Below are 26599 nucleotides of genomic sequence, written 5' to 3'. Positions count from 1 at the left end.
CGTGAAGGAATAGTTTTCCAATTATTGCACGACGATTTCAGCCTGCATCGCTCCGGCGTTTTTGATCGCCTGCAGGATCGAGATAATATCGGTCGGCTTGAGACCGATCTGATTGAGCCCCTTCACGAGCGTCTTCAAATTCGGCCCCGTGAGCGTCGCGACCTGCCCGGCCGGCTCGGAGGCCGTTACCGCGGTCTGCGACGTCACGACGGTCTGCCCATTCGAGAAAGGCGCCGGCTGCGACACTTGCGGCGACTCTGTCACGCGGAGGGTGAGACCGCCGTGCGTCACGGCAACGGGCGAAATTTGAACATCGGCGCCGATAACGACCGTGCCCGAGCGTTCATTGATGACAACCTTGGCGGGCGTGCTCGGAGATACGTGAAGATCGCCGATTTCGGCGAGGAAACGCGTTGCGTGGACGCCGGGAGGAAGTCGAAGGGCGACAGTTCGATTGTCGCGTTCGACGGCCGCAGCCGCATGATAGCGCCGCTTGGTGAAATGATTGATCGCATCTGTGATCTGGACGCTGGTGGCGAAGTCCGGGTTGTGGAGTTCGAGCGCAAGCGTGCCGTCGCCTGAACTCGGCCGTGGCGGCTCCTTCTCGATAGTCGCGCCATTGGCTATTCGCCCAACCGTCGCGACGCCATGGGTCAGCGTTTCATTTTGGCCCGACACAGCGAAGCCTGATACGGCAAGCGGTCCTTGCGCAATTGCATAGACCGCCCCGTCGACGCCAGTCAAAGGCGTCAGAATTAGCGTGCCGCCCATGAGGGACGAAGCATCGCCGAGCGAGGACACCGTCACGTCGAGCGTCGTGCCCCAAGCGGCAAAGGGCGGCATTGACGCAGTCACCATGACTGCCGCGAGATTCCTCGTGCGCATGAGGTTCATTTGCGGCGGACCGCCAGGAGTATTGGGGCCGTTATTGAGATTGACGCCCATGCGGCTGAGCATCGAGGATAGGGACTGCTCGGTGAACGGCGAGTTCCTCAACGTATCGCCGGTGCCCTGCAGACCCACGACGAGGCCGTAGCCGACAAGCTGGTAGTCTCGAAGACCGTATGTCGAGGTGATGTCCTTGATTCGCACTCCCGCGAGCGACGTCTCCGAAGCGAGCAGAAATACGCCCAGCACGAGCCAATGACGCTTCATCCCTCGTTGACCTTTACAGTTCCATCGGGCTGAACGACGCCGACGACGACCAAGTTGCTATCCTGGTTGCGCACGCGAATGAGATCGCCCGCTGCGCCAGCCTGCATGGCCATTCCGAGAGCAGTGATCGTTAGCCCACCCTCGGAGAAGACAATTTTGACCAGCGTTCCGATCGTGATCAGGCGCGGGTTATCCACGGCGATCGTGAGAATGGGCTGACCGGGCAATAGGGTTCGTCTTGCGATTTTGCCGACGAGATCCTTTCGCGATTCGACGACGCCGCGTCGCGCCCCGGCGTCCAGCGGGGCCTCCATATCGTCCAAAACGCTGTCGTCGAACCGGTCGCCCGGATAGATTGTTACCCGAGGCGTGGGAATGCTCGTTTCCGACGCCAAAGATGGCGCAGCGCAAAATTGCCCCGCCGCGGCGGCCACGACGACAGCAAGCATGAATCCCCGGGGCCGCGTCGCCATCAACGAATTCCCTTCGTGATCGTGCCAGCCATGTCATCGACAGTCTGGATGACTTTGGAATTGAGTTCGAATGCGCGCTGGGCCGAGATCATGCTGACCAGCTCTTTCACCGGATCGACATTCGAGCTCTCGAGATAACCTTGCGCGATCACGCCGTAACCGATGTCGCCGGGAACGCCCACGACGGGGGTGCCGGAGGCAGCCGTTTCGCGAAAGAGATTGCCGCCGAGCGCTTCGAGACCCGCATCATTGGGGAATGTCGCGGTCGTGAGCTGCCCTAATTGCTGCGGCGCCGTTTGGCCGGCAATGACCGCGGTGACAAGGCCGGACTGTGAGACGGAGACGCTTACGGCGTTATTCGGGATCGTGATCGTCGGAGACAGCAGATAGCCGTCGACCGTTACAAGTTGGCTGTTCGCGTTCGTGCTGTAGGAGCCGGAACGCGAATAGAGAATCTCATTGTTCGGTCCGGTGATCTGAAACCAGCCAGATCCATTGATGGCAAGGTCGTAGCTGTTGCCAGTTTGAGAAAGAGGGCCTTGCATTTCAAGACTGCGAATGGCCGCCAGCCGCACGCCGAGACCCGTCTGAGATCCCTGCGGCACGATAGCATCGCGCCCCCGGTTCGATACGCCCTGCAGTCTTTCCGCTTGATACAGCAGGTCGGTGAATTCCGCGCGAGAGCGTTTGAAGGCGGTCGTATTGATGTTTGCAATGTTATTCGAGATCACCTCGATGTTTTGTTGCTGCGCGCTCATTCCGGTCGCCGCAATAGCAAGGGCCCGCATTTTGAAACTCCTCAGATCGCCATTTTGCTGATTTCTTGATAGGCGTTCACGGCCTTATCCCGTACCGCGATCATTGTCTGGAGCGAGCGCTCAGCAGCCATTACTGCGTCTACGACTTGCAGCATAGAAGCCTGACCGTGAATCCCGGCGATCGCTGCCGATTCGCCATTCTTGATCGTATCGGCTCCTTCGTTAGCCAATTGTTTCAGCACGTCGCCGAAAGACACGTCCGAAGATGCGACCTTCGTCGATTGTGCGAAGGAAGTCGCACGTTCGACGGCCTTTGTCCCGTAGGAGAGGCTGAGGGCGGAAATCTCACTCACGAATTATCCTTTCAGGAGATCGATCGTCATAGAAAGAAGATCGCGGGTTTGTTTCATGGTCTGAAGGTCGGCTTCATAGGCGCGATTAGCTTCGCGCATGTCCGACATTTCGACGATCATGTTGACGTTCGGTAGCGTAACATTGCCATTTGAGTCAGCCGCCGGATTGCCCGGGTCGTACTCGACATTGAAAGGCGAACGATCGACGCCAACTGCGCTCGTTCGGACGAGGGCGACGCCAGAGGCGCGATCGAGCTCGCTGTTGAATGTGACGGTCTTGCGCCGATACGGGTCTGCGCCGGCCGTTTTTCCGCTCGATAGGGCGTTGGCCAGATTTTCCGAAACGACGCGCAGCCTGGTCGACTGTGCGGCCAGGCCTGATCCGGCGACTTTGAGCGAGGCGAAAAGCGGATCCATGGCACTTACCCTTTGAGGCTCGAAAGCCACATCGCGTGGAAGGTCTTGAGCACGTTCGTATCCATCGAGAAGTTGTTGCGGACGTCGCCAGCCTTGATAAGCTCGGCCTCGAGAGAGACGTCATTGCCGGAGTGTGAGACTTCCCACGCCTCTCCGTCCTTGGCTGACACGGATTCTCCCGATGGCGTGATCGATTGATGCGATGCGCTTGTCGTCGCCATTTGAAGGCCGGCACTTTTGTCGAGCACCTTGGCGAAATCCGAAAGATCCTGGGCTTTGTATCCAGGCGTGTTGGCATGCGCGATGTTTTGCGAGACAATCGATTGCCGGGCCGAGAGCCACCCCCTCTGGAGGTTCAAGAGGCCGAAGAGATGAACAGGCTCCATATCGCTCTTTTCCTTTCGTTAAAGAATTTATCCGGCATCGCTTGCGTCGGACTGAACTGAGCAATTGGTAGAGAATGGAGCCTTATGACAGCCGACGCCGATCGACTTTCGTCGATCGGCGTTCGCGTTCGTCTTCGGGAGGTCGGCCTATCGCTCAGGCCGCACGAGCGTCGGTAACATGGGGTGTCACACGAGGTTCGGCATCCGAGGCCTGCTCATTCGACACCCGGCTCTCGATGGCGGCGTCGAGCTTTTGCTGGAGCGTGTGCGCTGCGGTCTCGCACGGAGCTTGCGCGACGTCGTAAATCTCATTCATCTGCACGATAAAGCGATCAATGGCCTTCAGTGCGCGATACTGAGGGAGATTACCCAGCTCAGTCAACATCTGAGCATGTATCGCCTTCAATTGCGTCATCGTTTGCATCGAGCGGCTCCTTCAGCGGTAACGCAAAATTAATCGCCGTACCTAACGCGAGGCTTGCCACAACGGTTGAGGCTGATGGACCATGCAACCCGCAACGCTCGCGCGTTTTCCGCTCGCATGGAATCATGCGAGCGATGAAAAAGCGCGAGGGTTCAAAAAGTTGGGCCGCATTCTTTTTGCAAGAGTCTATGCACTTTGCGGAATGCGCTCTAGCGGGGGATCTCGTCTTTGGGAACGAAAGTGAGGTTTTTGACCAAGGTTTCTTTGATTCGCGTGTTTCCGAGGCGGGCGTTCACATTGGCGGTGATCTGCTTCGTCAGTGAATTGATATCCATCTTTTCGAGCTTCGCGAAGTCGATCTTGGTGTCAGAATAAATAAGCCGGAAAGCCTCATCCATGAGAAATCCTTCGGGGTCGACTTCGCCGCTCCCGTGGCCCTCACTCGCCTCCATAACAAACATGAATTCGACGGAGACATATCCTCTGAGCACGCCATTAGAGATGACGGGCACGGAAATGGGTTTAACTTTTTTCGTCTCCGTTTTCACGGGATGATCGGCGGCGGCCGGCGTGCTGGTCCGATGCGCCTGCCAATAGGCGCCGCCATAAGTCGACGCCAGAGCGACGAGGCCACACCAGAGGCCCACCAGCACTGTGCGGATCATCCGAGCCTCTGGGTCACCCGGATGGAGACGTGACGGCAATAGGTGCCGTCGGACTCTTCAGCGCGGATCGTATCGATTATCAGTCTCGAAATTTCCGACGCGGCCTGCAGATGCTGCTTCAAGACTTCGCCATTCTGCGCCAAGCTTTCGTTGAGGCGTTGCAGAGCCGAGAGTAATTGTGGCGAAAGGGATGCGACGCTTCGCGACACGACCATGAATTCCAGCAGCGCGTGATTCTTTTTTGAATTGAAGTTTTCGAATTCGACCTTATCTCCGGCCAATAGCGCTTTTGTCTCCGCGCGCGCCAGAGCATCCATCCGCTCGATCCACCGCATGAGAGCAGCTTCGGCTGGTGAGTGTTCCACAAGCAAGTCCCAACGCCCATTGTCTGGCTGAGATAGAGAGTCGTTCACGAGTTTACGTGGCCCCAAGTGAGTATCGAACAATCTAGGAGGTCTTCGAGGGCGCGATCGGTTGCGCCGAGGATGGCGACGAAATTTTCGCGTCCAACATCTTGTTCAAGCCGATAACGCCGGAAGCCGCGAATTTCGCCGAAAGTTGCTCCGCCATCATCGACCGCCACACGCCGCCAGCGACGCCGGAGCCGAAGTTTTCGTCGTCTTTCGGAAGGAGCGCCTCAAAAAATGTCTGAAGCACCAACGCTTCGAACTTCTTCGCGGCGTCCGCAGCGGAATTGGCTGCGGCGGGCGCGACGGCTGCCCCGCTCGCTGGCGTCTGATAGGACGCACGGAGCCCCACGCCGGCTGCGCGCCAATTCGAAGAACCGGACACATTTGCTTTGATGGGGTTTTCGCTGGAGAGCGACGCAAAGGAAACCGATGGCGCGTTGGCTGCGGCTTCGAGGCGGCGCAGAGCAACCTGCTGACGCCGCGGGTCCGCCGCTTTTGCGACGTCGACGATGAGATCCGTCGATGGAAAGATAGACATGCCACGTCTCCGGAATTTTCGAAAAGATATGATATTTTACGTGACTTACTCGACGCTGGCGTCGCGGGGCGTCGAAAAGCGCTCCAAAATTGCCGAACGCTCCCTTTCGCTTTCCTTACGCGTCGCCTTGTCATTAATTCGGTCGGCGTATTTATCGATACGTTTGATCTGCTGTTTGAGAATCAAAGCCGCATCGCGGCGGCGGGCCAATTCTGATTCGAGTTCCTCACGCTGTCGGGAAGCTTGGCGCAGGCGATCTAGGACGAGCGTCGAAAAGGCCATAGCGGTTGGATCGTCACGCTCCAACATCCGCTGTAGGTCGCATATTTGACTATCTGTTTCGTGCAATCGCTTCTCGACCGTGGCGCAGTTAGCCGTTTCCGTCATCAAGCGGCGCTCCTGCAGAGCGAGCAATTTCGCGATACGCCGTTGTTTATCCCGCAAGGGACTTATCCTTTCGCCAGCCAGGCGGCATATTCCATCGCCAATTCGCCCAGTGCGTCCGAACTGAACGCATACAGGAAGGCGAGTCCCCCAAAGATGAGAGCTGGCGTCACCGCGAAATAGACCGGGACCATCGGAGTCATCTTATTGAGAAAAGCGACCGCAATGTTGCTGATGAGGCCAAATATCAGGAACGGGCTTGCGATGCGGAAAACGACAAGATAGGCCTCCTCCAGCGCCTTTAACACCTCGCGGAGCATGCTTTCCGATGATTGCAACGCGAATGGAGCCACGTGGTCATAAGAGATCCCGATGCCGCGAAGCAGTTCCAGGTGTAGATCCATCGCAAAAATGAGCGCCGTCAGGCCGACTGTGACCAGGGCAGTCAGCGCAGGCGTCGGTTCGGACTCGTTGATCGGCGCCCCAAGAGCGTTTCCGAGGCCGATCGAGAGCGTGACGCCAGTGAACATGGTCTCGACCGCAAACAGAAACATTCGGCATGTCAAGCCGATGAGGACTCCGATGATCGTCTCCGACACGCATGCAATTGCGGTTGAGACCAGCGGAGCCGCCGAAATCGGTTCGACGAGCCTCGGCCATAGGTAAATCGTAACGGGCGCAGAGACGGCAATGGCAATATATAGCTTCACGCGCACGGGCGCGCGGTCACTGCCCAAACCCGGCAGCATCATGATGCATCCCGCGACCCGGCAGAACACGACGAACCAAGCCTCGAGAATCAAGTCGAGTGGCGCGTTCAAGATATGGTCCCCAGGGAACGAAGCTGCACTCCGCATGCGATTTCAAGGTGCGACAACACGGGCTGCGCGGGATAGAGCCGGCCAACGATCAGCCGTACGAAGGGACGCGCGTCAGGCGTTGTGACGATCGCGAATATTTCGCCTTGATCGGAGTATTTCTGCACCGCCGCTATCGCGTCCTGGCTGAACCGTTCGATCTGCGCCGGATCGGCGTCGAGGCCGATAATATCGCCTTTTGCATCGCGCTTGAGATGTTCGTGGAAGAACAAATCCCACCTGCTGCCGAGCCTCAGAACGCTCAGCACGCCGTCGACCGCAAGCTCGCCGCAGATTTGTGAGGCGATGCGGACGCGAACATGTTCGACGATGGCTTCGGGCCTACGCGCGAAGGGCGCGACCTCGGCGACCGCTTCCAAAATCATTTCGAGATTACGTATCGAGACGCGCTCCCCAAGAAGAAGCTTGAGAATGCTCTGCAGAGCCGAGTTGGAGATGAAGTTCGGCACGATTTCATCAAGAAGTTTGCGATACTCCGGGTCGAGCTTCTCGAATAATTGCCGTACGTCCTTATAGGAAAGTAGCTGCGAAAGATGGTTCCGTAGAATCTCGCCGAGGTGCGTCAAAAGGACAGACATCGGGTCGATGGGGTTGAAGTTCTGGCGTCGCGCTTCTTCGACAAGAGCGTCGGCAATCCAAATCGCCCTAATTCCAAACGCGGGATCGCGAGCTTCTTCGCCAGGGAGATCCGGCATGCGTCCGTTCCCGACGACGATCATATGTTGCCCGAGACGGAGCTCATCCGAAATGATCGTCGTACCGTGAATTCGGATCTGATAACCCTTGGGTTTGACCTGAAGATCATCCGCCATTCGGATGTCGGGAATAATGAAACCATAGAGCTTCGCAAAATTGCGTCGCATCTTTCCGACCCGATGGGTAAGCTCTTCCTGGGAGACCAGAAAGCGCGTCCAAAGCTGCTTTCCGAGCAGGAGCTCGACGCCCGCCGGGCGCAGCGCCTCTGCGAGGGAGGTCTTGTTCTCCTGAAGAGCGCGCTTTTCCTCCTCGGCGCGGCGCATCTGAGTGTCTGCTTCGCGCTTCTTTGTCTCGCCGCTCACCTTTCGCGCGATAAACGCCATCGTCAGGCCCAAGGCCCCAAAGGGCGCCATTGGAAGACCCGGCATCAGGGCCAGCACAAACATCAGAATCGAGGCGACGAAAATCGCATTCGGATAACCGCCGAGCTGACGGACGATATTCTGTTCGGCGGAGCCGCGCGTGCCCCCTTTTGAAACGAGAAGGCCCGCCGCCAGCGAGACGATCAGGGCGGGGATTTGCGATACGAGGCCATCGCCGACGGAGAGCTTGGTGTAAACGTCGGCCGCATTGGCCAATGTCATTCCATGGCGCGTTACGCCGATGACGATGCCGCCGAAAACATTAACCGCAAGGATAATGAGTCCGGCGATCGCGTCGCCACGAACGAATTTAGAGGCGCCGTCCATCGAGCCAAAGAAGGCGCTTTCTTCCTCGAGCTCCCGGCGCCGATCCTGCGCTTGCCGATCATCGATCAGGCCTGCCGAGAGATCTGCGTCGATCGCCATCTGCTTGCCCGGGATCGCGTCCAGGGTAAAGCGTGCGCCGACTTCGGCTATGCGCGTTGCGCCTTTGGTAATCACCAGGAAATTCACGATCACGATGATCGAAAAAACGGTAAGACCAATGACGAAGTCGCCGCTCATCACGAGCCGGGAAAACCCGCTGATGATATAGCCGGCGGCGGCAGTGCCTTCGGCGCCGTGCGAAAGGATCAGTCGCGTCGTGGCGATGTTCAGACTTAGCCGGAGAATTGTAGCGACGAGGAGGATCGTCGGAAAAGAGGAAAACTCGAGCGGCTTTTGTATCCAAAGGCTGACCATGAGAATGAGAACGGAAAGCCCAATGGAAAACGCGAGGCCCAGATCGATCGCGACCGGCGGCATCGGGAGAAAGAAGACACAAAGGATGAAGATAATTGATAATGCGAAGCCGATGTCGGTCGGTCGCCGAGTCGGTGCGCTTGCTTCCGCCATTTTCATCATGGCTTTTATCCTGTCTCTTCATGAGCGGATTTGTAACGGCTATTTTAGTAGCCGGTCTCGATTCGTGCGTACAGAGTTTCGGTAAATCCTTTGATCTTCCCGCCGATAAAAGGCGATGCGAGGCTGAGAACGACCAGCATCGCAAGCATTTTCGGCACGAAGGTCAGCGTCATTTCCTGAACTTGCGTGAGCGCCTGAATCAATGAGGCGACGACGCCCACGAGCAAAGCGGTCCCGACCAAAGGCCCAGTGATGAGCAGCACGGTCATGATGGACCGTTGCAGCATTTCGAGAGCATCGGCTTCGTTCATGATTGTTAGCTGATCGTTACGCCGGACCCGATCGTCACTTTTGAGCCGTTCGTCAGCGTGGCGACGAGGCCTGAGCTCGTGATCGACATGGACTTGATGACGCCGTTGATGCTTCCGTCCGCGCTTGTAACGGTTTTTCCAATTGCGTTCGATGCTTGATCGAGGCGAGAGGACTCGAGCAGCGAGGTCAGGAGCTGATTGCCTTGAACGGATTGTTCGACAGAAGCAAAGGTGGCGAGCTGCGTAACGGTTTCCGTTGGATCCATCGGCTTGGTCGGATCCTGGTGCTGTAGCTGAGTGACCAGCAATTGGAGGAATGCGTTATAGTCGGCGAGACCGCTGCCGCCGGTTGTTTTGGTGGTCGCAGACGTCGTTGAGTTATTGACGGAGTTGACTTGCATTTATCGACCTCTCTAGCGCTATGCGGCGCAGCCCGTCTCCGACTGCGCCATAGCCTCGGTTTCGAGCGGAAACAGGCCACGAAGAATCTTGAGAGCATCGAAGTAACGCTTGCTTTCGATAAGCTTGGCCACAGAGGACAATCCCTCGACAATGCGGGGATCAGGCATCGTCTTCGAGCACGTCGCCAGAATATCGCGTGAAAGGTAGAGCGCTGCGTCGATGTCGTTTGGAGAGATGAGCATGAGTTGCACAGCAAAATAGAGCTGCTTCAACGGCGTTGTGGCGTCAACGGCTTGCATCACATGATTTTCCAGAAGAAAAGTCACGTCGTTGAGCAGCTCGATGCACACCTTGCGATCAACTCTGAACACCGCTCCGTTGATATAGATCTTTTCGCCACGCTTGAGAGAGATATTCATTTGATCCTCATTGCAGCCCGTCGGCAATCATCCGGTTGATTTCGATTACGCCGTCGAAATTCGCGGATTCGCCCGAGTCGATCTTGTCGAGTTCGCGCAAAACCCATAGGCCGATGGAGATCAACGACGCTCTGAGCGAGTCGGGCAGGCGGTTTTCGTCATTGCTGAGGTCGAGAATGAAGGTTGTCCAAAGCGAGCGTACGAAGTGAGTCGCCTCGAATGATTCGGTTGTCTTGACGCCGCGAATACGCGCCATCGACAGAAGCTTGACGCCTTTTTCGAGCAGCTCCTTCTCGCGCTGGCGAGCGGCCGTATAAGAATCACTGGCGATTTCGTTGTAGAGTCTCTGGTACATCCTGCCTCACCGAAGATTGGGCATTGTTTTTTCCCGCGCATCGCAAGCGGCGCCAGCTAGGTTCGAGAGGCGCGCTATTTCAGGTTGGTGAGAACCTGCATGATATCGGAGGCGACTTGGAACACCTGGCTGTTTGCCGTGAACGAGCGTTGCGCAACGATCATCGACGACAGTTGCGACGCAAGGTCGACAGTTGAGCCTTCCAAGCTCGAACCTTGAATAGTGCCATAGCCGCTCGACCCGGCCGCGCCGATAAAGAGCTGGCCCGATTCCGCGTTGGCGGAAAATACATTGCCTGTTTCACTTGTGAGATTATCGGGGCTCGCGACTTTGCCCAAGGGAATCTCATAGGCCGAGATGGTTTGGCCGTTTGCGAGCTGATAGCTCAAGGTTCCCGTCTTACCGACATGAATTCCGTCGATGGTCGACGCTGCATATCCGTCGGCGTCATTATCTGTGGGAGTATAGCCGCCTCCGAGTTGCGTCATCTTGGCGAGATTCAGCGACATGGCGCCGCCGCCTGGTACGTTGAGCGTTACAGAGCTCGGGCTTGTTAGGCTTCCATCTGTCGTGCTGAAGTTGAGCGTCTGCGTCGTTAGAGCGGCGCTCGCATATGGAAAACTGCCTCCGGAGGCTGCGTCCGCGTGGTTGTAGGCGGTCATCTCCCATGTGTTGGCGCCTGTCTTGGCAAAATAGAGATCGAACACCACGGCGTTGCCGAGGTTGTCGTAGACGGTTAGAGACGATTTGCCGGCGAATTGGGCGCCTATCGTGTTGGTGGAGGGCAGGTTGGCGGCGGGGACGACACTGGAGTTCGAAGGGAGATTGGCGCCGAATATGCCTTGCGTCGTTGGGCTGGAATACATTTTGTTCATGTCGACCTTGATGGTGGACAAGGGGCCTGACATGCCAAGCTTCGAGTCGTATCCCATCAAATAATAGCCGGCAGAGTTGACCAATCGTCCTTGAGCGTCGGGAACAAAATTGCCGGCTCGGGTAAGGAAAGTTTGGCCAGCGTCGTTGGAGACGAGAAAAAAGCCGTTGCCGGAGATGGCGAGATCGGTGGTTGTGCCGGTGGTCAACGGAGAACCCTGGAGAGACACTTCATTGCGTGTAACGGTCGTCACGCCGCCGCCGACAGAGTCGTAGCCATTCAATACCGTCAGGAAATCGGTTCGAGCGTTCTTGTATCCGGCCGTGTTCGAGTTCGCGATATTTTTGGAAATTGCGGCAAGCCAATCTGTTTGAGCCGACATTCCCATAACGGACGTGTTGAAAAGGCTGGATCCTGAGCTCATTGCACTATGCTCCGTTACAGACTGAATCTGCTCGACGACAATTCGTAAGACCCGTAGCTTACGCGAGACTGCGAAAACAATCGGGGCAGGGGCTCTGATCCAGTGCAGTTAATGGATTGAAAATCGGTAGGCAGCTATTTTGAGTCTCGGTCTTTGGCAAAATTGCCTCTCGAAAGAGGCTATGAGCGGTTCACCATGGCAGAAAACGGACGCCACACGGTTCTCGACGCGCAGAAGGTGGACGAGAAGAAGTTCCGTCGGATGTCGTTTCTGCGAGATGGGCAGGCGTTGACCTATACGGTCAAGACCGTGCAATCGGAACGCAGGCAGGAAAAGAGAGTGGCGGTCCGCCTGCAATCAGGCAAAGTCCTCGACGTCGACGGGCGTTTTCTTGCCGATTTTCTTTTCGTCAATCGTGGCTCTGGCGGCGTGCGCATAACGCTTACGCGTCATCTGGCGCTCCCGAGGAGGATCTGGCTATACGAGGATCTCAATCATATTTGCTGGGGCGCTGAAGTGGTATGGCAAAACGGCGGCGTTGTCGGCTGCCGCTATAGAGGTTCCGACGTCGCGTTGGACGAGCGCCTGCTGCGTCGGTTCAGGGCCAAATATTATGCCTTGCGTTGAACCGCCCTGAAGTGGCGGGCACAGGGCAGCCGAGAGATCATATTGGATAGGAGCGCACGAGACTGCCAACCAGCAGATGCCAACCGTCCATAAGGACGAAAAACAAGACCTTCAACGGCAGTGAGATCGTTGTTGGCGGCAACATCATCATGCCCATCGACATCGTCACGATCGAGATGATCAGATCGATTACGAGAAAGGGCAGGACGATGAGGAAACCGATCTCGAAACCTCGCCGCAGCTCCGAAATCATGAAGGCAGGGATCAGAACGTAAAGATCCGGATCGGCGGAGACATTGGCCGCAGCCTTGTTTTTCGTGAGGTCCTCGAACAGGCGGATGTCCTTGTCGCGCACATTCGCCACCATGAACGATCGAAACGGCTTGATAATCTTATCGACCGCTTCGGGTTCGGCAATTTTGTTCTCCAGCAGAGGTTTGAGCCCAGCGTTCCAGGCCTCGTCGAATGCGGGATGCATAACGTAAAAGGTCATAAAGAGAGCAAGGCTGATCATGACGAGATTCGCAGGGGTGCTTTGCAGCCCAAGACCTGCACGCAAGAATGAAAGAGCGATAGAGAAGCGGGTGAAGCTCGTGACGGTGACGAGGAGGCCGGGCGCGACCGACAAGACGGTCAGCGCCGCGACCAATTGAATGATTCGGCCGGAGGCGGAGGCGCTCCCGGCTGGAATTAGCGCATTCAGATCTAAGGTCTGATTTGCTCCCCAGGCGGCAGTCGGAACAAGGGCGAGGAGAAGGATGATCAGAGCGCGCTTCATTGCACCACCAGAGATTGGATGACGAGCTCCTGAACAGCGCCTTCCGAGCGGATAGAAGCGCGCTCCGAAAGTTCTTCGTTGAGCCTGCGCAAGCCGGCGCTTCCTTCGATCGAGCGAAGGGAGAGACTCCGCAGATAAGCGACGATATCTCCGGTCAGCTCGCTTATGAGAATATCCGGATGCGTGAGTGTGTCGGGATCATAGACGATAGCGACTTGCAGTCTGATCCAACTCGAATTGCCATCCGACAAATTCGTGACGATCGGCGCGAGCTCCTTCAATGCGGTCTTGCCCGCTTTGCGCGCGCTTGCGCGTGACGGCGTTTCTCCATGAGCCGGCGTGGAAGAAACATGCTTGCCATCGCTCGCCGGGGCCTCACTGGCTGGAGGCTCGGGAGATTTGAGGGGTTCGGGCGTGCGCGCAAGCATCATTCCGACAAAAGCGCCCGCGATAGCGATCACGACCGTCATTGCCAGCGTAATTGCAATGAAGGTCATCGTGTCCGACGCAGTTTTGCTTTCGGTGTCGCTCATGAGACTCTGACCTTTGGCCTTTCGCTAGAATGGCCAAGCGAGATCGTAAAGCTGCTGCCCGAGGGCCGGTTGCTGGACCTCCATCAAACGTCCGCGTCCGCCGTAGGAGATGCGGGCCTCGGCGATTTTGTCATAGGCAACGGTGTTGTCCTTCGAAATATCGCGCTGGCGCACAATGCCGGCGATGGTCAAGACGCGCATTTCGTAGTTGATTCGAAACTCCTGCGACCCCTGAACGACAAGATTGCCATTCGGAAGGATAGCCGTGACCATTCCCGCGACGGAGAGCTTTATCTGTTCCCGTCTGTTGATCGAACCCTGGCCCTGCGTGGAGGTCGTCGAGTCGATTTCGTTTTCGAAGTTGCCCGTAGCGTTCACGGGTCCGCCGCCGAGGAAGCCCGGCAGGAACGCCGCCAGATACTGCCATTTGGTGTGGACTTTCGAGTCGCGAGAGCGGTCGGTGGAATTACCCACGATCGCCTTGTCGTCCATCGAGATCGTGATGGTGACGAGATCTCCGACAGTCATTGCGCGCACGTCGCGAAACATATTGATGCGGTTGTCGTCGAAACGCATTCCCCGACCTGGGGCGGGGAGTCTCGTTGCGCCAACGGGGAGATTTTCGTCAAAAGGAGTCAAACCGCTGCCAACCGCCGTCATATGAGGCTCGCGGCCGATGTCACGCGGATCAGTGGCGCAGCCGCAAAGAAATAGAGCAAGCAAAGCGGCTAGTTTTTTTGTCATTGCGGCTTTCCTGAAGGCTTTGCCGAACTATATGCAGCCAGTTTTTTAATGAGGCCCGCGCCCCTGGATGCGGTCATTTCCGAGAGGATTTGGCTCGAGGCTTTCGGGTTCAGGCGACTGAGCACGGCGATGGCGACATCGTCGTCGAGCACTGCGAATTGCGCAGCCGCTACGTCGGGCTTCATTTTCGAGTAGACGGTGACGAGGTTCTCATCGGCTCTTTTCAGCAACGCCTCGTATTTTTCGAGGACTGCCTCGAGCTCGCGCTTTTTGGCTTCGAGTTCTTCTCCGCGGCGCTTGATCAGTGATTCCAGCTCGCGCAGGCGGGTTTCTTGCGCCGCCATCTTGGCGGTGGATGCGGCCTTGGCGACACTCGAACAGTAGTCCTGCCCGTTCTCTCGATCGGCGGTTGGCCTGTCGCCGGCTTGGCCCTCGACCGCGTGCGCTTGGCCGAGATAGGCGCTGGTCGCGCAGAGCAAAGCCAGCAGACATATCGAGGGTAGCGCTCGCATGGCGGCAGGAAACATGAACGTAGATCCGTTCCAGGTAGGGCTGTCTGCGCAGGTGAGTTCATTCTTTATGGAGCGCAACTTGCGCGAAGCTTTCCGCGTCTGTGGGCGCTCGGAGACGTGGTGCGGGGGCGCATAAGAAAATTTTAAGCGGAACGCATTAGTTAATCCAGAATGGGGAGACCCCGAACGCAGCGGCGGGGTTGATCAGCATGACGCCGTCCCCCGCTCCTCCGGTCGATTCCGGGATGTCCCTGTCAAAAAATCCCTAGCGTTATGGTCGGGAGCTTCCGAGGACGGCTTGCCCTTCGTCAATAACGCGCAGGCCGTTCACTTGGTTCGGATAGCTCCGATTGCGGCGGCGGGCGGCGCTATGCGGCGAGGGCGACGTCGAGACCGCAATCCCGCGGTGCGGTCGTCGATCGAGCGTTTGGCGATTCGAGTGTCCGAGCCAACAACGAAACGGAAGGTTGTGAGGAGTTTCAAATTATGAAAAACCGCGCCGAACTGACTAACGCTCAACAGCCTTCCGAATATATTGCCTTCCATGTCGGCGAGCAGACCTTTTGTATCGACATTATTGCCGTGCGGGAGATCCGCGGCTGGTCTCCGGCGACGCCGCTTCCACAAGTTCCGTCCTATATTCGCGGCGTCATCAATCTCAGAGGCGCGGTTCTTCCCGTGATCGATCTCGCCGCGCGCCTTGGCCTGCCGGTAAGCGAACCAACACCCCGACACGCGATCATCGTGCTCCAGCATGAAGGCGCGGTTGTCGGGCTGCTCGTCGACGCCGTCTCCAACATTCTCATGTTGGCTCCGTCCGCGATCCAGCCGGCGCCGGAGGTGGGCGCTGATCCGACCCGCCTCTTCATAAAAGGCATCGTCGCCACGGAGGACGAGGTGATCAGCATTCTCATCATCAAGAATCTCCTGCCGGAGTCGAGCGAGGCCGTTGCGGCTTGAGATGCAAGATCGGAGCATTCCTGGCATGAACGACATTTCGAATGACAGCGGCGGGTTGTTCTCGACACTGAACCTCCCTCGAACGCTCGATCTACGCGCGGCGGCGCCGCTCGCCGCTGATTTCGGCCGCTTTCGCGGGCGGCCCCTCGCCATCGATGCGTCAGAGGTCGAAAAAGTCGGCGCGCAATGCGTTCAGGTTCTCGTTTCGGCGCAGCAGACATGGGCGCGCGACGGAGTCGCTCTCACCCTTTCGAACCCGTCGAGCGCCTTCCTTGGCGCGCTCGAAATACTCGGCATTCCGACTATCGGCGAATAGGAAATCGAGAAGATGACGAAAACGATATTGACGGTCGACGACTCGCGAACGATGCGCGAGATGCTACGCATCGCGCTTGCCGATGCTGGATATAATGTCGTTCAGGCGGAGGACGGCGTTCACGGGCTGGAGGTGCTCGAGACCGTAACTCCCGACGCCATCATCACCGACATTAATATGCCGCGCATGGACGGGTTTGGATTCATCGAGAACGTGCGCGTTCACGAGACGCATCGCGCTCTGCCCATTCTCGTCCTGACGACGGAAAGCGACGATCAAAAGAAAGATCGGGCGCGCCGCGCCGGCGCGACCGGATGGATCGTAAAGCCTTTCAATCCAGCAAAACTCGTCGACGCCATTCGTCGCGTTACGGCCTGATGTAGGGGATGATCTATGGATCCGATGGCGGCGATCAGGCAGACGTTCTTTCAGGAATGCGATGAGCAGCTCGCAGACCTCGAAAGCGGGCTTATCAAGATAGATGAGGGCGACCGTGACCCCGAGACGGTCAACGCCGTGTTTCGCGCCGTTCATTCGATCAAGGGCGGCGCCAGCGCCTTCGGCTTCGACGATCTCGTCGAGTTCGTGCATGTTTTCGAAACGACGCTCGATCTGCTGCGATCGAACCGGATCGAGGCGACCCAGCAAGTCGCGGCTTGCTTTCTAAGATCATCCGACGTCCTTGCGGATCTGGTCGGTGGCGCGCGTGAGGGGTCCGCCGTGAACCCCGATAAAGTCGCCGAGGCCAAAGGCGAGCTTCAGTCGCTCTGCGAAGCAGCCGGCGGAGAAAGCGATGCTGCTTCAGACGCAGATTTCGCCGATCTGGACTTCGAGCCGGTCGCTATTTCCCTCGACACTATTTTCGGGGACTTCGACGACAGTGAGCCGGAGCCGCACCGCTACGTCGTGAGCTTCAGACCCCGGCCGGCGCTTTACGCCAAAGGGAATGAGGCCTTTTTGCTGTTGCGCGCGCTTGGAGAGTTGGGCTCATTCCGTGTGGCGTGCAACACCGCCGACACGCCCTTTCTCGATGAGCTCGATCCGGAAGGCGCCTATTTCTCTTGGACGGTTCATCTCGAGACCAAGGACGACGCGCGGGCGGATATTCAGGCTGTCTTCGAATTCGTAGAGTTCGATTGCGACCTTTCGATCGAAGATGAGAATGACGCGCGGCAAGACAGCGTGATCGAGGACGTCGAGGAGCCGGCGGTTTTTGTCGAGGAGCCTAAACTCACAGTCACGACTCATGACGCGCAAGCAGCGGCCATAGTTCGGGAAGCCGCGCCGCAGCAGCCTCAGCCACAAGCGCAGCCGTCGGCGGAGCCTCGGAAGAGCGAGGCGTCGTCGTCGTCGTCGCCGGCGCCGCAGCCGACGATCCGCGTCGACTTAGAGCGAGTCGACCGCTTGATCAATCTGGTCGGCGAGCTGGTGATAAATCAGGCGGTTTTATCGCAGCGCGTCTCGGAGGCGGGCCTGTCGCGTGCGTCTTCGGTGATGATAGCGTTGGACGAGCTCGAGCAATTGACGCGCGACATCCAGGACAGCGTGATGGCGATTCGCGCGCAGCCTGTGAAGCCGATCTTCCAGCGGATGTCCCGCGTCGTTCGTGAAGTGGCGGCAATTACGAAAAAATCCGTGCGACTCGTCACGGAGGGGGAGTCGACTGAAGTCGACAAAACTGTGGTCGAGAGGCTCACCGATCCTCTGACGCATATGATTCGCAACGCTGTCGATCACGGGATCGAATCGGCGGAGCAACGACTCTCGGTCGGCAAGCCCGAAGAGGGAACGCTCAAATTGTCGGCGATGCACCGATCTGGCCGGGTTGTCATCGAAGTGTCGGACGACGGCGCGGGCATCAATCGGCAAAGGGTCCGGCAGATCGCAGTGTCGAAAAATCTGATCGCACCGGACGCCCTGTTGAGCGACGAAGAAATCGATAATCTGATTTTCGCGCCGGGATTTTCCACGACCGAGACCGCCTCGGCGATTTCGGGCCGCGGAGTCGGGATGGACGTGGTGAAGCGGGCCGTTCAAGCCCTTGGCGGTCGCATCTCTATTGCGTCGCGCCCGGGACTGGGATCGACTTTTTCCCTGAGCCTGCCGCTTACCCTGGCCGTTCTCGACGGGATGGTCGTAACGATCGGCGAGCAGACCTTTGTGGTTCCTTTGACGGCGATTGTCGAAACGATGCAGCCGAAGAAGGAAAGCGTGCACCTCATCGGGTCCGGCACGCGCCTGATTCGCAGCAGAGACGCCTTTATTCCGTTGGTCGATGTTGGCGCGGTGCTCCACAACCGCCCGAGCCTCGTCGATCCGACCACGCAGGTGGCCTTGTTGGCCGAGTCGGAGTCGGGCGGCAGATGCGCGCTGCTGGTGGACGAGATTCAAGGCCAACGCCAGGTGGTCATCAAAAGTCTGGAAGCGAATTATGGGCGTGTCTTCGGCATTGCGGCGGGAACGATCCTCGGAGACGGCAGGGTCGCGCTCATCATCGACGTCGACGGGATCATCAATAGTTTGCGCGCGGACAGCGATGCGGCGGAAGGCCTCAATCTCGCAGCGGAATGATGACAGTCGTTTTGCATCTCGGGCGATCGACACGGTAAGGGCGAATAGATGAGCGTTTCGATGCCTGGAAGACAGATTCAGATCTCCGGCTCCGGTTCCTTTCCCTTTACGGATCGCGACTTCCGCGAGATCTGTTCGATGTTGCACGAGGATGCGGGAATCTTCCTCAGCGACGCCAAAGCGCCGCTGGTGTATTCGCGTCTCGCGAAACGCTTGCGGGCGCTCGGTCTGGAAAGTTTCCGCGACTATTGTGAATTGGTGAAAAGCCGGGAAGGCGTCGACGAGCGCCAGAAAATGCTCGCCGCCTTGACGACGAACGTCACCAAGTTTTTTCGCGAGCCGCATCACTTCGAGAGTCTGAAGAAGCTCGTCGCCGAGCGCGCGGGAGCGGTGCGCAAAGGCGCACGCTTGCGTCTTTGGTCGGCGGCCTGTTCCAACGGGCAGGAACCGTTTTCGATGGCGATGACGGTCCTGTCCGTCATGCCCGACGCGGCCGATTACGACGTCCGTATTCTCGCGACGGATATTGATCCGAACATGATCGCCGCCGGCAAGGCGGGCGTTTACGACGCGGAGGCGATGAGCGCGGTGCCGTCGTCGATGCGGTCCCGGTGGTTCGCGCCTCTGGAGGAAGGACAGAAAGGCCCGTGGGTTGCTTCGGAAGAGCTTTCCTCGTTGATCGCCTTTCGAGAACTGAATCTGGTTGGCTCCTGGCCCTTCAAAGGCCCGTTCGACGCCATTTTCTGTCGGAACGTCGTCATTTATTTCGAGGAGGCCACTCAGATGAAAATATGGCAGAGATTCATTCCGATGATGGCGCGCCACGCGCGCCTCTATATCGGACATTCCGAGCGCGTGAACGGGTCGGCGTCCACCGAACTCGTCATCGATGGGGTCACGACGTACAAGCTGCGCGGAGGCGAGGCATGAGCTGCCGCGTGCTTGTCGTCGACGATTCCAGAAGCATGCGGGCGTTGATTGCGGAAACGCTTCGTCGCGATCCTCGGATCGAAGTGGTGGGCGAAGCGGCCGATCCGCTTGCTGCGAGAGACGCCATCAAGGAACTCAATCCGGACGTCGTCACGCTCGATATCGAAATGCCCAAGATGAACGGGCTGGAGTTTCTCGAACGTCTTATGAGGCTGCGGCCGACGCGCGTCGTGGTCATTTCGAGCCTGACCGAGCGCGGCGCCGCGACAACCATTCGGGCGATGGAAATCGGCGCGATGGAATGCATCGCCAAGCCGTCGCCGAAAGACCGGACCTCGTTCGACGATCTTGCGCAAAAGGTCGTGCAAATCGGCGCGGCGCCGAAGCCGATGGGTCCTCCGGTTCGCTCTCGAACCGACGATAATGGCGCAGGCGATAGAGCATATTCTCCCGACGGGCGGATTGTCGCCATCGGGTCTTCGATGGGTGGGGTGGACGCGCTTTTCACAGTGCTGTCCGCGCTGCCAGCCAATTGCCCGCCGACAGTCGTCGTGCAGCACATGCCTGCCCTGTTCACACAAAGTTTCGCCGCGCGCTTGGATCGGGCGTGTAAGGCGTCGGTCGCGGAAGCGAAGGACGGGGATCCGCTAGAGGTCGGTCGCGTGCTGATCGCCCCGGGCGGATCGGCCCATCTCGAGCTCGTGAAGCGCAGTCGAACCATTTGCAGGCTGGTCGAGGGGGACACGGTGAGCGGGCATCGCCCTTCCGTCGATGTTCTCTTCAGGTCGGCCGCCAGGGTAAGCGGGGCCAATACGGTCGGCGCGATTTTAACGGGTATGGGACGAGACGGCGCCGAAGGATTGCTCGAGCTGAGGAACGCCGGCGCGAGCACCATCGGCCAGGATGAGGCGACGTGTATCGTGTACGGAATGCCGAGAGCGGCATATGAAATAGGCGCAGTTGAGACGCAGCTGCCGCTTCACAAAATTGGTCCGCGGATTATCGCGGCGACAAATGCGGCAAAAGCGAGGGTGTCATGTCCATAGCCAACCAGATCAAGATACTCGTCGTGGACGATACGAACACGAGTAGGATGCTGATTCGTGACGGGCTCGAAGAATTGGGCATCCGCAACATTTTGCTGGCGAAAGATGGAGAGCAGGCGCTTCAGATGATGATGTCGACGCCGGCGCATCTGATCATCTCGGACGTCAATATGCCGAAGCTCGACGGGCTGGGGTTGCTTAAAGCGATTCGGGAGTATGGGCCGACGAAGAAGGTTCCGGTCATCATGCTGACCGGCCGCTCCGAGCGCGCGGTTCTCGAGAGCGCAATCAAATTGGGCGTGAATAACTACCTCACAAAGCCCTTCACCGTCGCGACGCTGAAAAAGGCGCTCGAAGCCATCATCGGTAAATTTTAATGCGTCACGCCACTCAGCGCTCCGGTAAGCGAATTCACATCATTCAGGGCGAGTATCAAGTCGTGGATGATCCCGAGGTCGTGTTGACGACCGTTCTCGGGTCATGCGTCGCGGCTTGCCTGCGCGATCCCGAGGCGCGCGTCGGCGGCATGAATCACTTTCTGCTCCCGGGCGATATGGAGTCCTTCCGAAACGGCGACGCCGAAAGAGCCGGCGTTCACCTGATGGAGTTGCTGGTCAATGGGCTTTTGAAGCGGGGCGCGCGGCGTGAAAGATTGGAGGGAAAGCTCTTCGGCGGCGCTCGGATGATGGAGGGATTGTCCGACATCGGCGCGAAAAACGCCGCTTTTGCGCAAAGGTTCTTGACGAACGAGGGGATCAAGATCGTTGCGCAAGCGCTGGGCGGCACGCGTGGCCGGCGCATCGAATATTTCCCGGTTTCCGGACAGGCCCGGCAAATCTTCCTTTCGGGAGGCGACGACGCGAGGGTCATGAGCGAACGCGTCATCAAGCCGTCTTCCGCGGGCTCGGTCGAGCTGTTTTGAAGCGAGTGCGATGTCGCTAAGCCATGGCCAAGGCGCAGCATAGAAGTCGACTTTTGCGTATCAGGGGGGAACGATCATGCCTAGCCGCACGCCGCAGCCTATTACTGAAATTTTGTCGCGGATTTCGGCTGAGTTGATAGACCTCGCCCAATCCGTCGACCGGTTGCATTCACTCGTCCAGAGCGTCGATGGCCCGGGAAAGAAGGAAAAGGACGCCTTCTTGCAAGAGGCCCAATCGATCGACCTTATCGAACAGCGGCTCTCGAGCTTGTCGCATTTTCTTGTCGAGCTCGTCGAGATCATCCCCCCGGAGTGGGAGGTCATCGGAAAGGCCGCCGCCCAGAAGTTGAAATTATCCGCTCTGGCGCATCGTTTGTCGGCGCCTGAAGGGCACGTGCACCCGAGCCATGCGAGCGGAGAGCTGGAAATTTTCTAGTGTGCTGGTGGGCGTAATTGATGGTCGAGTTCGCGCATATTCTGGGAGAAGTGGAGCGCTTGTCCGAAGGCGCAGCGGAACTTGCAAGCCACGACGAAGCTTACTTGCGGCTACTGGAAATCGAGCGCTTTGACTGCGCGCGCACACGCGAGCCGCCGGCCGGCGCCCGGTCGCGACGGGCCAATGAGCTCTACGCCGCGTCCGAATCGGACGGCTCGGCTCGGAATCACAAGCCGGCCGTCGTCCAAGGAAAATTCGAGCTCACCCCATCGGAGTTGCGTCGTCTGATCCTGCAGCTCAATAATCCAGCCTTGTCCTTGCTGGAGTTGCACGCGTTGCGGCGAGAACTTGCCTGGCGCTTTCATCCAGACCGTCTCACGCTGGCGGATAGACCGAAAGCTGACGACGCGATGGCGCAGCTCAACGCGCGTATCGACGCGCTCATTCAAGAAAAAAAGTCGAGCGGCCCGACGAAATAGCCTCGAGGCCAAGATAGAGACGTTTGCATTCGGTAGCTTCCATGTCTCGCGACAATTTTCTTCGCTGACGGACAGATTCTTGTAAGTTCCACACAAGCGAGATGCTTCAAATTGGCAGCCTGCGAGGACGCGGGCAAAGGCAATCTCGAGGCTTGGCTCGCTCCTCCGTCGGGCCAAGCGGCATGTATTCGCTGACTGACCCCAGAATACGCGCGTCGATAAAAATGGCGTCGCTCTGAGCGCAGGCGCGCGACGTTCTTTTCGCTGGAGGAAAAATGCAGCGTTTTCAGTGTCTGGTGATTGCTTCAGCGACGCTGTGCTTGGCCGGTTGCTCGCTGCCGGTGTCAGAAATTGGGCCAATCTTTGTTTATCCGCCGCCAGATTTCGGGCGCACATGTGAAGAACTTGCGATAGTACGGTCTCGCTTGACCCAGCGGTTAATCTTCACTAACCTTTACCAGGATAATCTTTATCGAGCTGATCAAACAACGACCCTCGGCATACCGACCCCGTTAGGCACTCCGTTCGAGGACAGCCACGCATTTCAGCTCGGCGTTCTGAAAGGCGAACTCATTCAGATCGACGGTAGAATCCGCGAGAGCCGTTGCGATCTTTCCAGGTAACGAGGTTCTGTTGCGCACAGTATTTCCGAATAAGAAGTTTTTATCGCGTCTCCAGCCGCGGTGGGAGCCCAGAATGACAAAATCCACTTTGCAGATTGGACGCGTTCAAGCCGGAAAGGACGCCAGGGGCGAGGTCGTTTTGCCGTCTCTTTCCGAATGCAGACAGTTGGCGCAGGGGTTAAGAGACCAGCTCGACTCTCTCGAGCAGAAAATTCAGATGGCGCATGACAGGCTCATCGCCGACGCTCATCTGAATGGTGAAAACGAAAGGCTCGTTTACAGCGCGTCGGCGACCGTGATTTTGTCGATCGCCGCGTCCATGATGGAGTTCACATCTTACCGGATGGGGCGGCCTTTCGATGAGTCGGCTTTTCTTGCTGCGGCGCGCGTCGCGGTCCAAAGCGGCGGCGAGCGTTCCGGCGGGAAATGCGAGCCGCTCGGCCCGAGCGTTGTCGCTTCCATTCTGACGACCGACGAGAGAGACGCTCAATCGGACTGAAACCGGTCGGAATTCCGTAAGCAATTCGGCCTAACATCCAACCACCGCAGATTGGATCGAGGATCCGAAAGCGTCACCCCGGTCTGTTGGCGCCGGTTTGCAGCCTGGATGTCCCGGTGAGACGCAGTCGAGATTTTGACAGCTCTGTAAACGCGCTGGCGGTTCGGCGGCGTTCACGTGCGCAGATAAGCGCAAAGATTTAGAAAGTTGGAGCGCATTTTTTTTCGCAAAAGTCTATCAACTTTTCGGAAATGCGCTCCGTCCCCAAACGCCAGAATATCCGTTGGCGCTCGCAGCTCAAATTCGATGTGTTTCAGAGGCGCGCGAATGAGTATCATCGAAAAAGCGGCCGCCACTGACCGTCACTCGCGATGGCTGGCGATGCTGGCCGCCTTTCTTGCCGGCGGCGTCGCTTTCGGCTTGTGGCAAAGGAACGCCGCTGAACAAAGACGTTCCACATTCATAAGGGCCTGTCCCAATCTCTCGACGAGCAATCCGGTTGCGTTGCGCACGCCCGAGGGGCGTATTGTGATTGTGAGTCTGGTCGATATTCCAGAGCAATATATGTCGGCCTTCTGCCCCGGCCCCGGCGAGCTTAGCCAGGCTCTGGGCATTTCGCCCGGAAACCCGGCGGGCAAGTGAGCGCTCCAGCTTGAGGCTGTCAGTTCCGGGCAAGCCAAAATCCTTAATGTGAACGCACGAAAGCACACATGAAGGGCGCTGCGTAATGGGCTTTTTGCTCGGTCTCGTTGTGACGATGGGTTGCATGTTAGGCGGCTTCGCAGCTCTCGGCGGCCATTTGATCGTGCTCTGGCAGCCCTGGGAATTCGTCATCATTCTCGGCTCGGCGCTAGGGACTTTCATCGTCGCCAATCCAACGAAGGTCATTCTGGACACCGGCAAGTCCATTGCTCAGGCTGTGCTGGATAGGGTCCCAAAGCGGCGCGACTATCTCGACGTCCTCGGATTGCTGCACGCATTGTTGCGCGAGATCCGCAGCAAGGCGCGCAATGAAGTCGAGCTCCACATCGACGCTCCCTCCGAATCCGCGATTTTCAACGCCTTCCCGGGGGTTTTGAAGAACCAGGAAATGACGGCTTTTATATGCGATTACTGCCGTCTTTATATTATCGGCAATGTTCGCACTTTCGAGATCGAAAATCTCATGGACGAGGAAATCTCCTCGATCAAATATGACCGCCTGAAGCCTTATCATGCGCTGTCGGCGGTCGGCGACGGCCTGCCGGCGCTCGGCATCGTCGCGGCCGTTCTCGGCGTGATCAAGGCGATGGGCGCCCTCGATCAGTCGCCGGAGCTGCTCGGCGGTCTCATCGGCGCGGCCATGGTCGGGACATTCGCGGGCATTTTCGTTTCGTACGGCATCGTCACGCCCCTCGCCTTCAAGGTGAAAGTGGCGCGGACAAAAGAATGTCATGTCTATCTGATCGTAAAGCAGACGCTGCTTGCCTTCATGAATGGGGCGCTTCCGCAAGTGGCGATCGAGCACGGCCGCAAATCCATTCCCTCTCATGACCGCCCCTCGATCGACGAGGTGGAGAGCGAGGCGATGAACGGCGCAGCCAAGGGGGCCGCTTGATGTCGGTCGATCTCTCGAGGCCGTCTGCGGGGCGCGCGCCGCTGGTTGCAAATGGCGTTGCGACGGTTGGCCGTCTCCCGGTCCTTCGCGCCATCCTCGACGACGCCGCGACGCGGTTCGAGAAAGCTTTATTCGAGACCACCGGCGCCGACGTCGACTTCCAAGTGAAAGACGTGCTCGCCGTTCGCGTGGGCGACGCCAAAGACATCAGCGCCGCGGTCGCGAGCGTCTTTCAGGCGTCCGAGCTTCGATGCAAGGTGGCGGTGGGCATCAATGCGGACGTCGCGCTGATGCTTATCGATCTGCTTTTTGGTGCGAGCGTCTCAATTCCCTTCACCCAACATGATCGCGGGCTCACCAAGGTCGAGTCGCGGGCCGTCGAATATGCGATAACCTCCTTGATAGACTCGTTCCAGGCCGCTTTCTCGAAGGTCGTCGAGGTGTCGTTCAAATTGGAATCCACGGAGCAAACGCTCGATTGGCTTACGCTCGCCGGCAAAGGCGCAGCGATTGTGGTGTGCAAATTTATTCTCCAGGCGCAGGGTCGTCAGGGAGAAGCTGTTCTGGCGATCCCGCGCATCGCACTGGATCCGTATAACGACGTTCTCGCACGCGCGCCGAACGCCAACGGCAATATAGAGGACGCAGCCTGGGCGCAAAATCTCCGGGATCAGGTCGTCCGCGCGACCGTGAAGGTCTCCGCGGTCATGGAGAAGCGTGGGATGACCTTGGGCGACGTCGCATGTTTCCACGTTGGCCAGCTTATTGCTCTCCCATTCTCTCCGACGAGCTTGATCCCGCTGAAAAACGGTTCACGATCGCTCTTCAATTGCGAACTCGGGCAAAAAGAGGGTTTCTACACGGTTCGCATCGAGGAAAAGATCGACGGCGAGCAGGAGTTCATCAACAGGATCATCGGCAATCAACCGTGACGTTCGGTAAAATGGGACCGTTTCACGGAGAGGCGATGTCTGCTAAAGTGAGAAACCGATAATGGATCCGCAGGACATGGAACAATTCGAGCAATTGGGCATGGAGGACGCGGCCGAGCCGGCGCCTGCGGCCCCCAAAGCTCGTGAGCCGGACATGCGCCCGGGCGCTCCAAAGATCGACGCCATCTTGCAGATTCCCGTGGTGCTGCAGGTCGTGGTAGGTTCGACGACGATTCCGGTGGCCGATCTTCTCAACCTCGGACGCGGGGCGGTCATACCGCTGGACAGCCGAGTCGGGGATCCCGTCGAAATCATGATCAACGGCCGGGAAATCGCGCGTGGCGAGGTGGTCGTCATCGAGGACGACAATACGAGGTTCGGCGTGTCCCTGACCGAAATTCGCGATCCTACTCTCAGCGCTCTGCAACAATAGAACTGGTGATCGCA

General features: G+C 58.0%; 39 protein-coding genes. 17 read left to right on the top strand and 22 right to left on the bottom strand.

The annotated features are described in order from the left end of the window. Window positions 1-21: 21 nt before the first annotated feature. The 18 genes from QNA11_RS12500 to QNA11_RS12415 all read right to left on the bottom strand — a co-directional run bounded on the left by QNA11_RS12500 (window position 22) and on the right by QNA11_RS12415 (window position 11647). A complete protein-coding gene (locus QNA11_RS12500; protein ID WP_283483286.1) occupies window positions 22-1155 on the bottom strand; it encodes a flagellar basal body P-ring protein FlgI in 1134 nt (377 codons plus the stop codon). After that, window positions 1152-1628 carry a flagellar basal body P-ring formation chaperone FlgA gene (gene flgA, locus QNA11_RS12495; RefSeq protein ID WP_283483285.1) on the bottom strand — a complete coding sequence of 159 codons (477 nt, stop codon included), beginning with the start codon at window positions 1626-1628 and terminating at the stop codon, window positions 1152-1154. The genes QNA11_RS12500 and flgA overlap by 4 nt, the downstream gene beginning before the upstream one ends. Continuing rightward, window positions 1628-2416, bottom strand: coding sequence for a flagellar basal-body rod protein FlgG (flgG, locus tag QNA11_RS12490; RefSeq protein WP_283483284.1), 789 nt, complete (start codon window positions 2414-2416; stop codon window positions 1628-1630). The genes flgA and flgG overlap by 1 nt, the downstream gene beginning before the upstream one ends. Before the next feature lie 11 nt (window positions 2417-2427). Next, window positions 2428-2739, bottom strand: coding sequence for a flagellar hook-basal body complex protein FliE (fliE, locus tag QNA11_RS12485; RefSeq protein ID WP_202074095.1), 312 nt, complete (start codon window positions 2737-2739; stop codon window positions 2428-2430). 3 nt (window positions 2740-2742) lie between these two features. After that, window positions 2743-3156, bottom strand: coding sequence for a flagellar basal body rod protein FlgC (gene flgC / locus QNA11_RS12480; RefSeq protein WP_202074094.1), 414 nt, complete (start codon window positions 3154-3156; stop codon window positions 2743-2745). Between the two features lie 5 nt (window positions 3157-3161). Then, window positions 3162-3542, bottom strand: a complete 381-nt coding sequence (locus tag QNA11_RS12475) for a flagellar basal body protein (protein WP_202074093.1) — start codon at window positions 3540-3542, stop codon at window positions 3162-3164. Between the two features lie 154 nt (window positions 3543-3696). After that, a complete protein-coding gene (locus QNA11_RS12470; RefSeq protein WP_283483283.1) occupies window positions 3697-3966 on the bottom strand; it encodes a hypothetical protein in 270 nt (89 codons plus the stop codon). A 209-nt stretch (window positions 3967-4175) separates the two neighbouring features. Then, entirely contained in the window at window positions 4176-4631 is a 456-nt protein-coding gene (locus tag QNA11_RS12465; protein WP_283483282.1) for a flagellar basal body-associated protein FliL, read from the bottom strand. Beyond that, window positions 4628-5077 carry a hypothetical protein gene (locus tag QNA11_RS12460; RefSeq protein ID WP_283483280.1) on the bottom strand — a complete coding sequence of 150 codons (450 nt, stop codon included), beginning with the start codon at window positions 5075-5077 and terminating at the stop codon, window positions 4628-4630. Before QNA11_RS12460 ends, QNA11_RS12465 begins: the two co-directional genes overlap by 4 nt. A gap of 1 nt (window position 5078) precedes the next feature. Further along, a complete protein-coding gene (locus tag QNA11_RS12455; protein ID WP_283483279.1) occupies window positions 5079-5579 on the bottom strand; it encodes a rod-binding protein in 501 nt (166 codons plus the stop codon). Between the two features lie 45 nt (window positions 5580-5624). Beyond that, window positions 5625-6023, bottom strand: a complete 399-nt coding sequence (locus QNA11_RS12450) for a hypothetical protein (protein ID WP_283483277.1) — start codon at window positions 6021-6023, stop codon at window positions 5625-5627. Window positions 6024-6028: 5 nt separating this feature from the next. Beyond that, on the bottom strand, window positions 6029-6784 hold the full coding sequence (locus tag QNA11_RS12445) for a flagellar biosynthetic protein FliR (RefSeq protein ID WP_202074087.1): 756 nt from the start codon (window positions 6782-6784) through the stop codon (window positions 6029-6031). Further along, a complete protein-coding gene (gene flhA / locus QNA11_RS12440) occupies window positions 6781-8859 on the bottom strand; it encodes a flagellar biosynthesis protein FlhA (RefSeq protein ID WP_281931887.1) in 2079 nt (692 codons plus the stop codon). Before flhA ends, QNA11_RS12445 begins: the two co-directional genes overlap by 4 nt. A 47-nt stretch (window positions 8860-8906) precedes the next feature. Further along, window positions 8907-9173, bottom strand: coding sequence for a flagellar biosynthesis protein FliQ (gene fliQ, locus QNA11_RS12435; protein WP_202074086.1), 267 nt, complete (start codon window positions 9171-9173; stop codon window positions 8907-8909). A gap of 5 nt (window positions 9174-9178) precedes the next feature. Then, a complete protein-coding gene (gene flgD, locus QNA11_RS12430; protein ID WP_281930313.1) occupies window positions 9179-9574 on the bottom strand; it encodes a flagellar hook assembly protein FlgD in 396 nt (131 codons plus the stop codon). Between the two features lie 18 nt (window positions 9575-9592). Further along, on the bottom strand, window positions 9593-9994 hold the full coding sequence (flbT, locus tag QNA11_RS12425; protein ID WP_281930315.1) for a flagellar biosynthesis repressor FlbT: 402 nt from the start codon (window positions 9992-9994) through the stop codon (window positions 9593-9595). Window positions 9995-10001: 7 nt separating this feature from the next. After that, complete coding sequence (gene flaF, locus QNA11_RS12420; RefSeq protein WP_202074083.1) at window positions 10002-10349, bottom strand: flagellar biosynthesis regulator FlaF; 348 nt, start codon at window positions 10347-10349, stop codon at window positions 10002-10004. Window positions 10350-10423: 74 nt separating this feature from the next. Next, window positions 10424-11647 carry a flagellar hook protein FlgE gene (locus tag QNA11_RS12415; protein WP_283483276.1) on the bottom strand — a complete coding sequence of 408 codons (1224 nt, stop codon included), beginning with the start codon at window positions 11645-11647 and terminating at the stop codon, window positions 10424-10426. 195 nt (window positions 11648-11842) lie between these two features. On the opposite strand from QNA11_RS12415, the gene QNA11_RS12410 reads away from it, so the two are divergent. Then, on the top strand, window positions 11843-12274 hold the full coding sequence (locus tag QNA11_RS12410; protein ID WP_202074081.1) for a hypothetical protein: 432 nt from the start codon (window positions 11843-11845) through the stop codon (window positions 12272-12274). A gap of 37 nt (window positions 12275-12311) precedes the next feature. On the opposite strand, the gene fliP is transcribed toward QNA11_RS12410, so the two are convergent. The 4 genes from fliP to QNA11_RS12390 form a co-directional block, all read right to left on the bottom strand. Further along, a complete protein-coding gene (fliP, locus tag QNA11_RS12405) occupies window positions 12312-13052 on the bottom strand; it encodes a flagellar type III secretion system pore protein FliP (protein WP_202074080.1) in 741 nt (246 codons plus the stop codon). Continuing rightward, window positions 13049-13585 carry a flagellar basal body-associated FliL family protein gene (locus QNA11_RS12400; protein WP_283483275.1) on the bottom strand — a complete coding sequence of 179 codons (537 nt, stop codon included), beginning with the start codon at window positions 13583-13585 and terminating at the stop codon, window positions 13049-13051. Before QNA11_RS12400 ends, fliP begins: the two co-directional genes overlap by 4 nt. A 24-nt stretch (window positions 13586-13609) precedes the next feature. Continuing rightward, on the bottom strand, window positions 13610-14161 hold the full coding sequence (locus QNA11_RS12395) for a flagellar basal body L-ring protein FlgH (protein ID WP_349362196.1): 552 nt from the start codon (window positions 14159-14161) through the stop codon (window positions 13610-13612). A gap of 164 nt (window positions 14162-14325) precedes the next feature. Continuing rightward, window positions 14326-14673, bottom strand: coding sequence for a MotE family protein (locus tag QNA11_RS12390; RefSeq protein WP_283483273.1), 348 nt, complete (start codon window positions 14671-14673; stop codon window positions 14326-14328). A gap of 654 nt (window positions 14674-15327) precedes the next feature. Here QNA11_RS12390 and QNA11_RS12385 point away from each other — a divergent pair. The 16 genes from QNA11_RS12385 (at window position 15328) to fliN (ending at window position 26585) form a co-directional block, all read left to right on the top strand. After that, a complete protein-coding gene (locus tag QNA11_RS12385) occupies window positions 15328-15801 on the top strand; it encodes a chemotaxis protein CheW (protein ID WP_202074076.1) in 474 nt (157 codons plus the stop codon). 25 nt (window positions 15802-15826) lie between these two features. Continuing rightward, on the top strand, window positions 15827-16117 hold the full coding sequence (locus tag QNA11_RS12380) for an STAS domain-containing protein (RefSeq protein ID WP_202074075.1): 291 nt from the start codon (window positions 15827-15829) through the stop codon (window positions 16115-16117). 12 nt (window positions 16118-16129) lie between these two features. Continuing rightward, window positions 16130-16495 carry a response regulator gene (locus QNA11_RS12375; protein WP_202074074.1) on the top strand — a complete coding sequence of 122 codons (366 nt, stop codon included), beginning with the start codon at window positions 16130-16132 and terminating at the stop codon, window positions 16493-16495. 15 nt (window positions 16496-16510) lie between these two features. Further along, complete coding sequence (locus QNA11_RS12370; RefSeq protein WP_283483272.1) at window positions 16511-18688, top strand: chemotaxis protein CheA; 2178 nt, start codon at window positions 16511-16513, stop codon at window positions 18686-18688. Between the two features lie 48 nt (window positions 18689-18736). Beyond that, on the top strand, window positions 18737-19618 hold the full coding sequence (locus tag QNA11_RS12365; RefSeq protein ID WP_283483271.1) for a CheR family methyltransferase: 882 nt from the start codon (window positions 18737-18739) through the stop codon (window positions 19616-19618). Further along, on the top strand, window positions 19615-20664 hold the full coding sequence (locus QNA11_RS12360) for a protein-glutamate methylesterase/protein-glutamine glutaminase (RefSeq protein WP_281930325.1): 1050 nt from the start codon (window positions 19615-19617) through the stop codon (window positions 20662-20664). The genes QNA11_RS12365 and QNA11_RS12360 overlap by 4 nt, the downstream gene beginning before the upstream one ends. Further along, window positions 20655-21041 carry a response regulator gene (locus tag QNA11_RS12355; RefSeq protein ID WP_202074070.1) on the top strand — a complete coding sequence of 129 codons (387 nt, stop codon included), beginning with the start codon at window positions 20655-20657 and terminating at the stop codon, window positions 21039-21041. The genes QNA11_RS12360 and QNA11_RS12355 overlap by 10 nt, the downstream gene beginning before the upstream one ends. Next, on the top strand, window positions 21041-21586 hold the full coding sequence (locus QNA11_RS12350) for a chemotaxis protein CheD (protein ID WP_283483270.1): 546 nt from the start codon (window positions 21041-21043) through the stop codon (window positions 21584-21586). Before QNA11_RS12355 ends, QNA11_RS12350 begins: the two co-directional genes overlap by 1 nt. A 76-nt stretch (window positions 21587-21662) precedes the next feature. After that, window positions 21663-22022, top strand: coding sequence for a DUF8776 family protein (locus QNA11_RS12345; RefSeq protein ID WP_283483269.1), 360 nt, complete (start codon window positions 21663-21665; stop codon window positions 22020-22022). A 20-nt stretch (window positions 22023-22042) separates the two neighbouring features. After that, window positions 22043-22501 carry a hypothetical protein gene (locus tag QNA11_RS12340; RefSeq protein WP_202074064.1) on the top strand — a complete coding sequence of 153 codons (459 nt, stop codon included), beginning with the start codon at window positions 22043-22045 and terminating at the stop codon, window positions 22499-22501. Window positions 22502-22776: 275 nt separating this feature from the next. Then, window positions 22777-23124: a hypothetical protein gene (locus tag QNA11_RS12335; protein ID WP_202074063.1), complete on the top strand. Its 348-nt coding sequence runs from the start codon at window positions 22777-22779 to the stop codon at window positions 23122-23124. A gap of 73 nt (window positions 23125-23197) precedes the next feature. After that, on the top strand, window positions 23198-23623 hold the full coding sequence (locus QNA11_RS12330) for a hypothetical protein (RefSeq protein WP_283483268.1): 426 nt from the start codon (window positions 23198-23200) through the stop codon (window positions 23621-23623). 327 nt (window positions 23624-23950) lie between these two features. Then, on the top strand, window positions 23951-24265 hold the full coding sequence (locus QNA11_RS12325; protein ID WP_283483267.1) for a hypothetical protein: 315 nt from the start codon (window positions 23951-23953) through the stop codon (window positions 24263-24265). An 85-nt stretch (window positions 24266-24350) separates the two neighbouring features. Then, the gene (gene motA, locus QNA11_RS12320; protein ID WP_202074060.1) at window positions 24351-25220 is read left to right on the top strand and encodes a flagellar motor stator protein MotA; all 870 of its coding nucleotides are present in this window, start codon (window positions 24351-24353) and stop codon (window positions 25218-25220) included. Continuing rightward, window positions 25220-26152 (top strand): FliM/FliN family flagellar motor switch protein, encoded by a 933-nt coding sequence (locus QNA11_RS12315; protein ID WP_283483266.1) that lies wholly within the window; start codon window positions 25220-25222, stop codon window positions 26150-26152. The genes motA and QNA11_RS12315 overlap by 1 nt, the downstream gene beginning before the upstream one ends. Before the next feature lie 154 nt (window positions 26153-26306). Further along, window positions 26307-26585, top strand: coding sequence for a flagellar motor switch protein FliN (gene fliN, locus QNA11_RS12310; protein WP_246744982.1), 279 nt, complete (start codon window positions 26307-26309; stop codon window positions 26583-26585). Window positions 26586-26599 lie beyond the last annotated feature (14 nt).

The organism is Methylocystis sp. JR02 (assembly GCF_030063565.1).
Classification (GTDB): domain Bacteria; phylum Pseudomonadota; class Alphaproteobacteria; order Rhizobiales; family Beijerinckiaceae; genus Methylocystis; species Methylocystis iwaonis.
The sequence above is the reverse complement of the archived record's forward strand: the minus strand, read 5'-3'. Positions and strand labels throughout refer to the sequence as shown.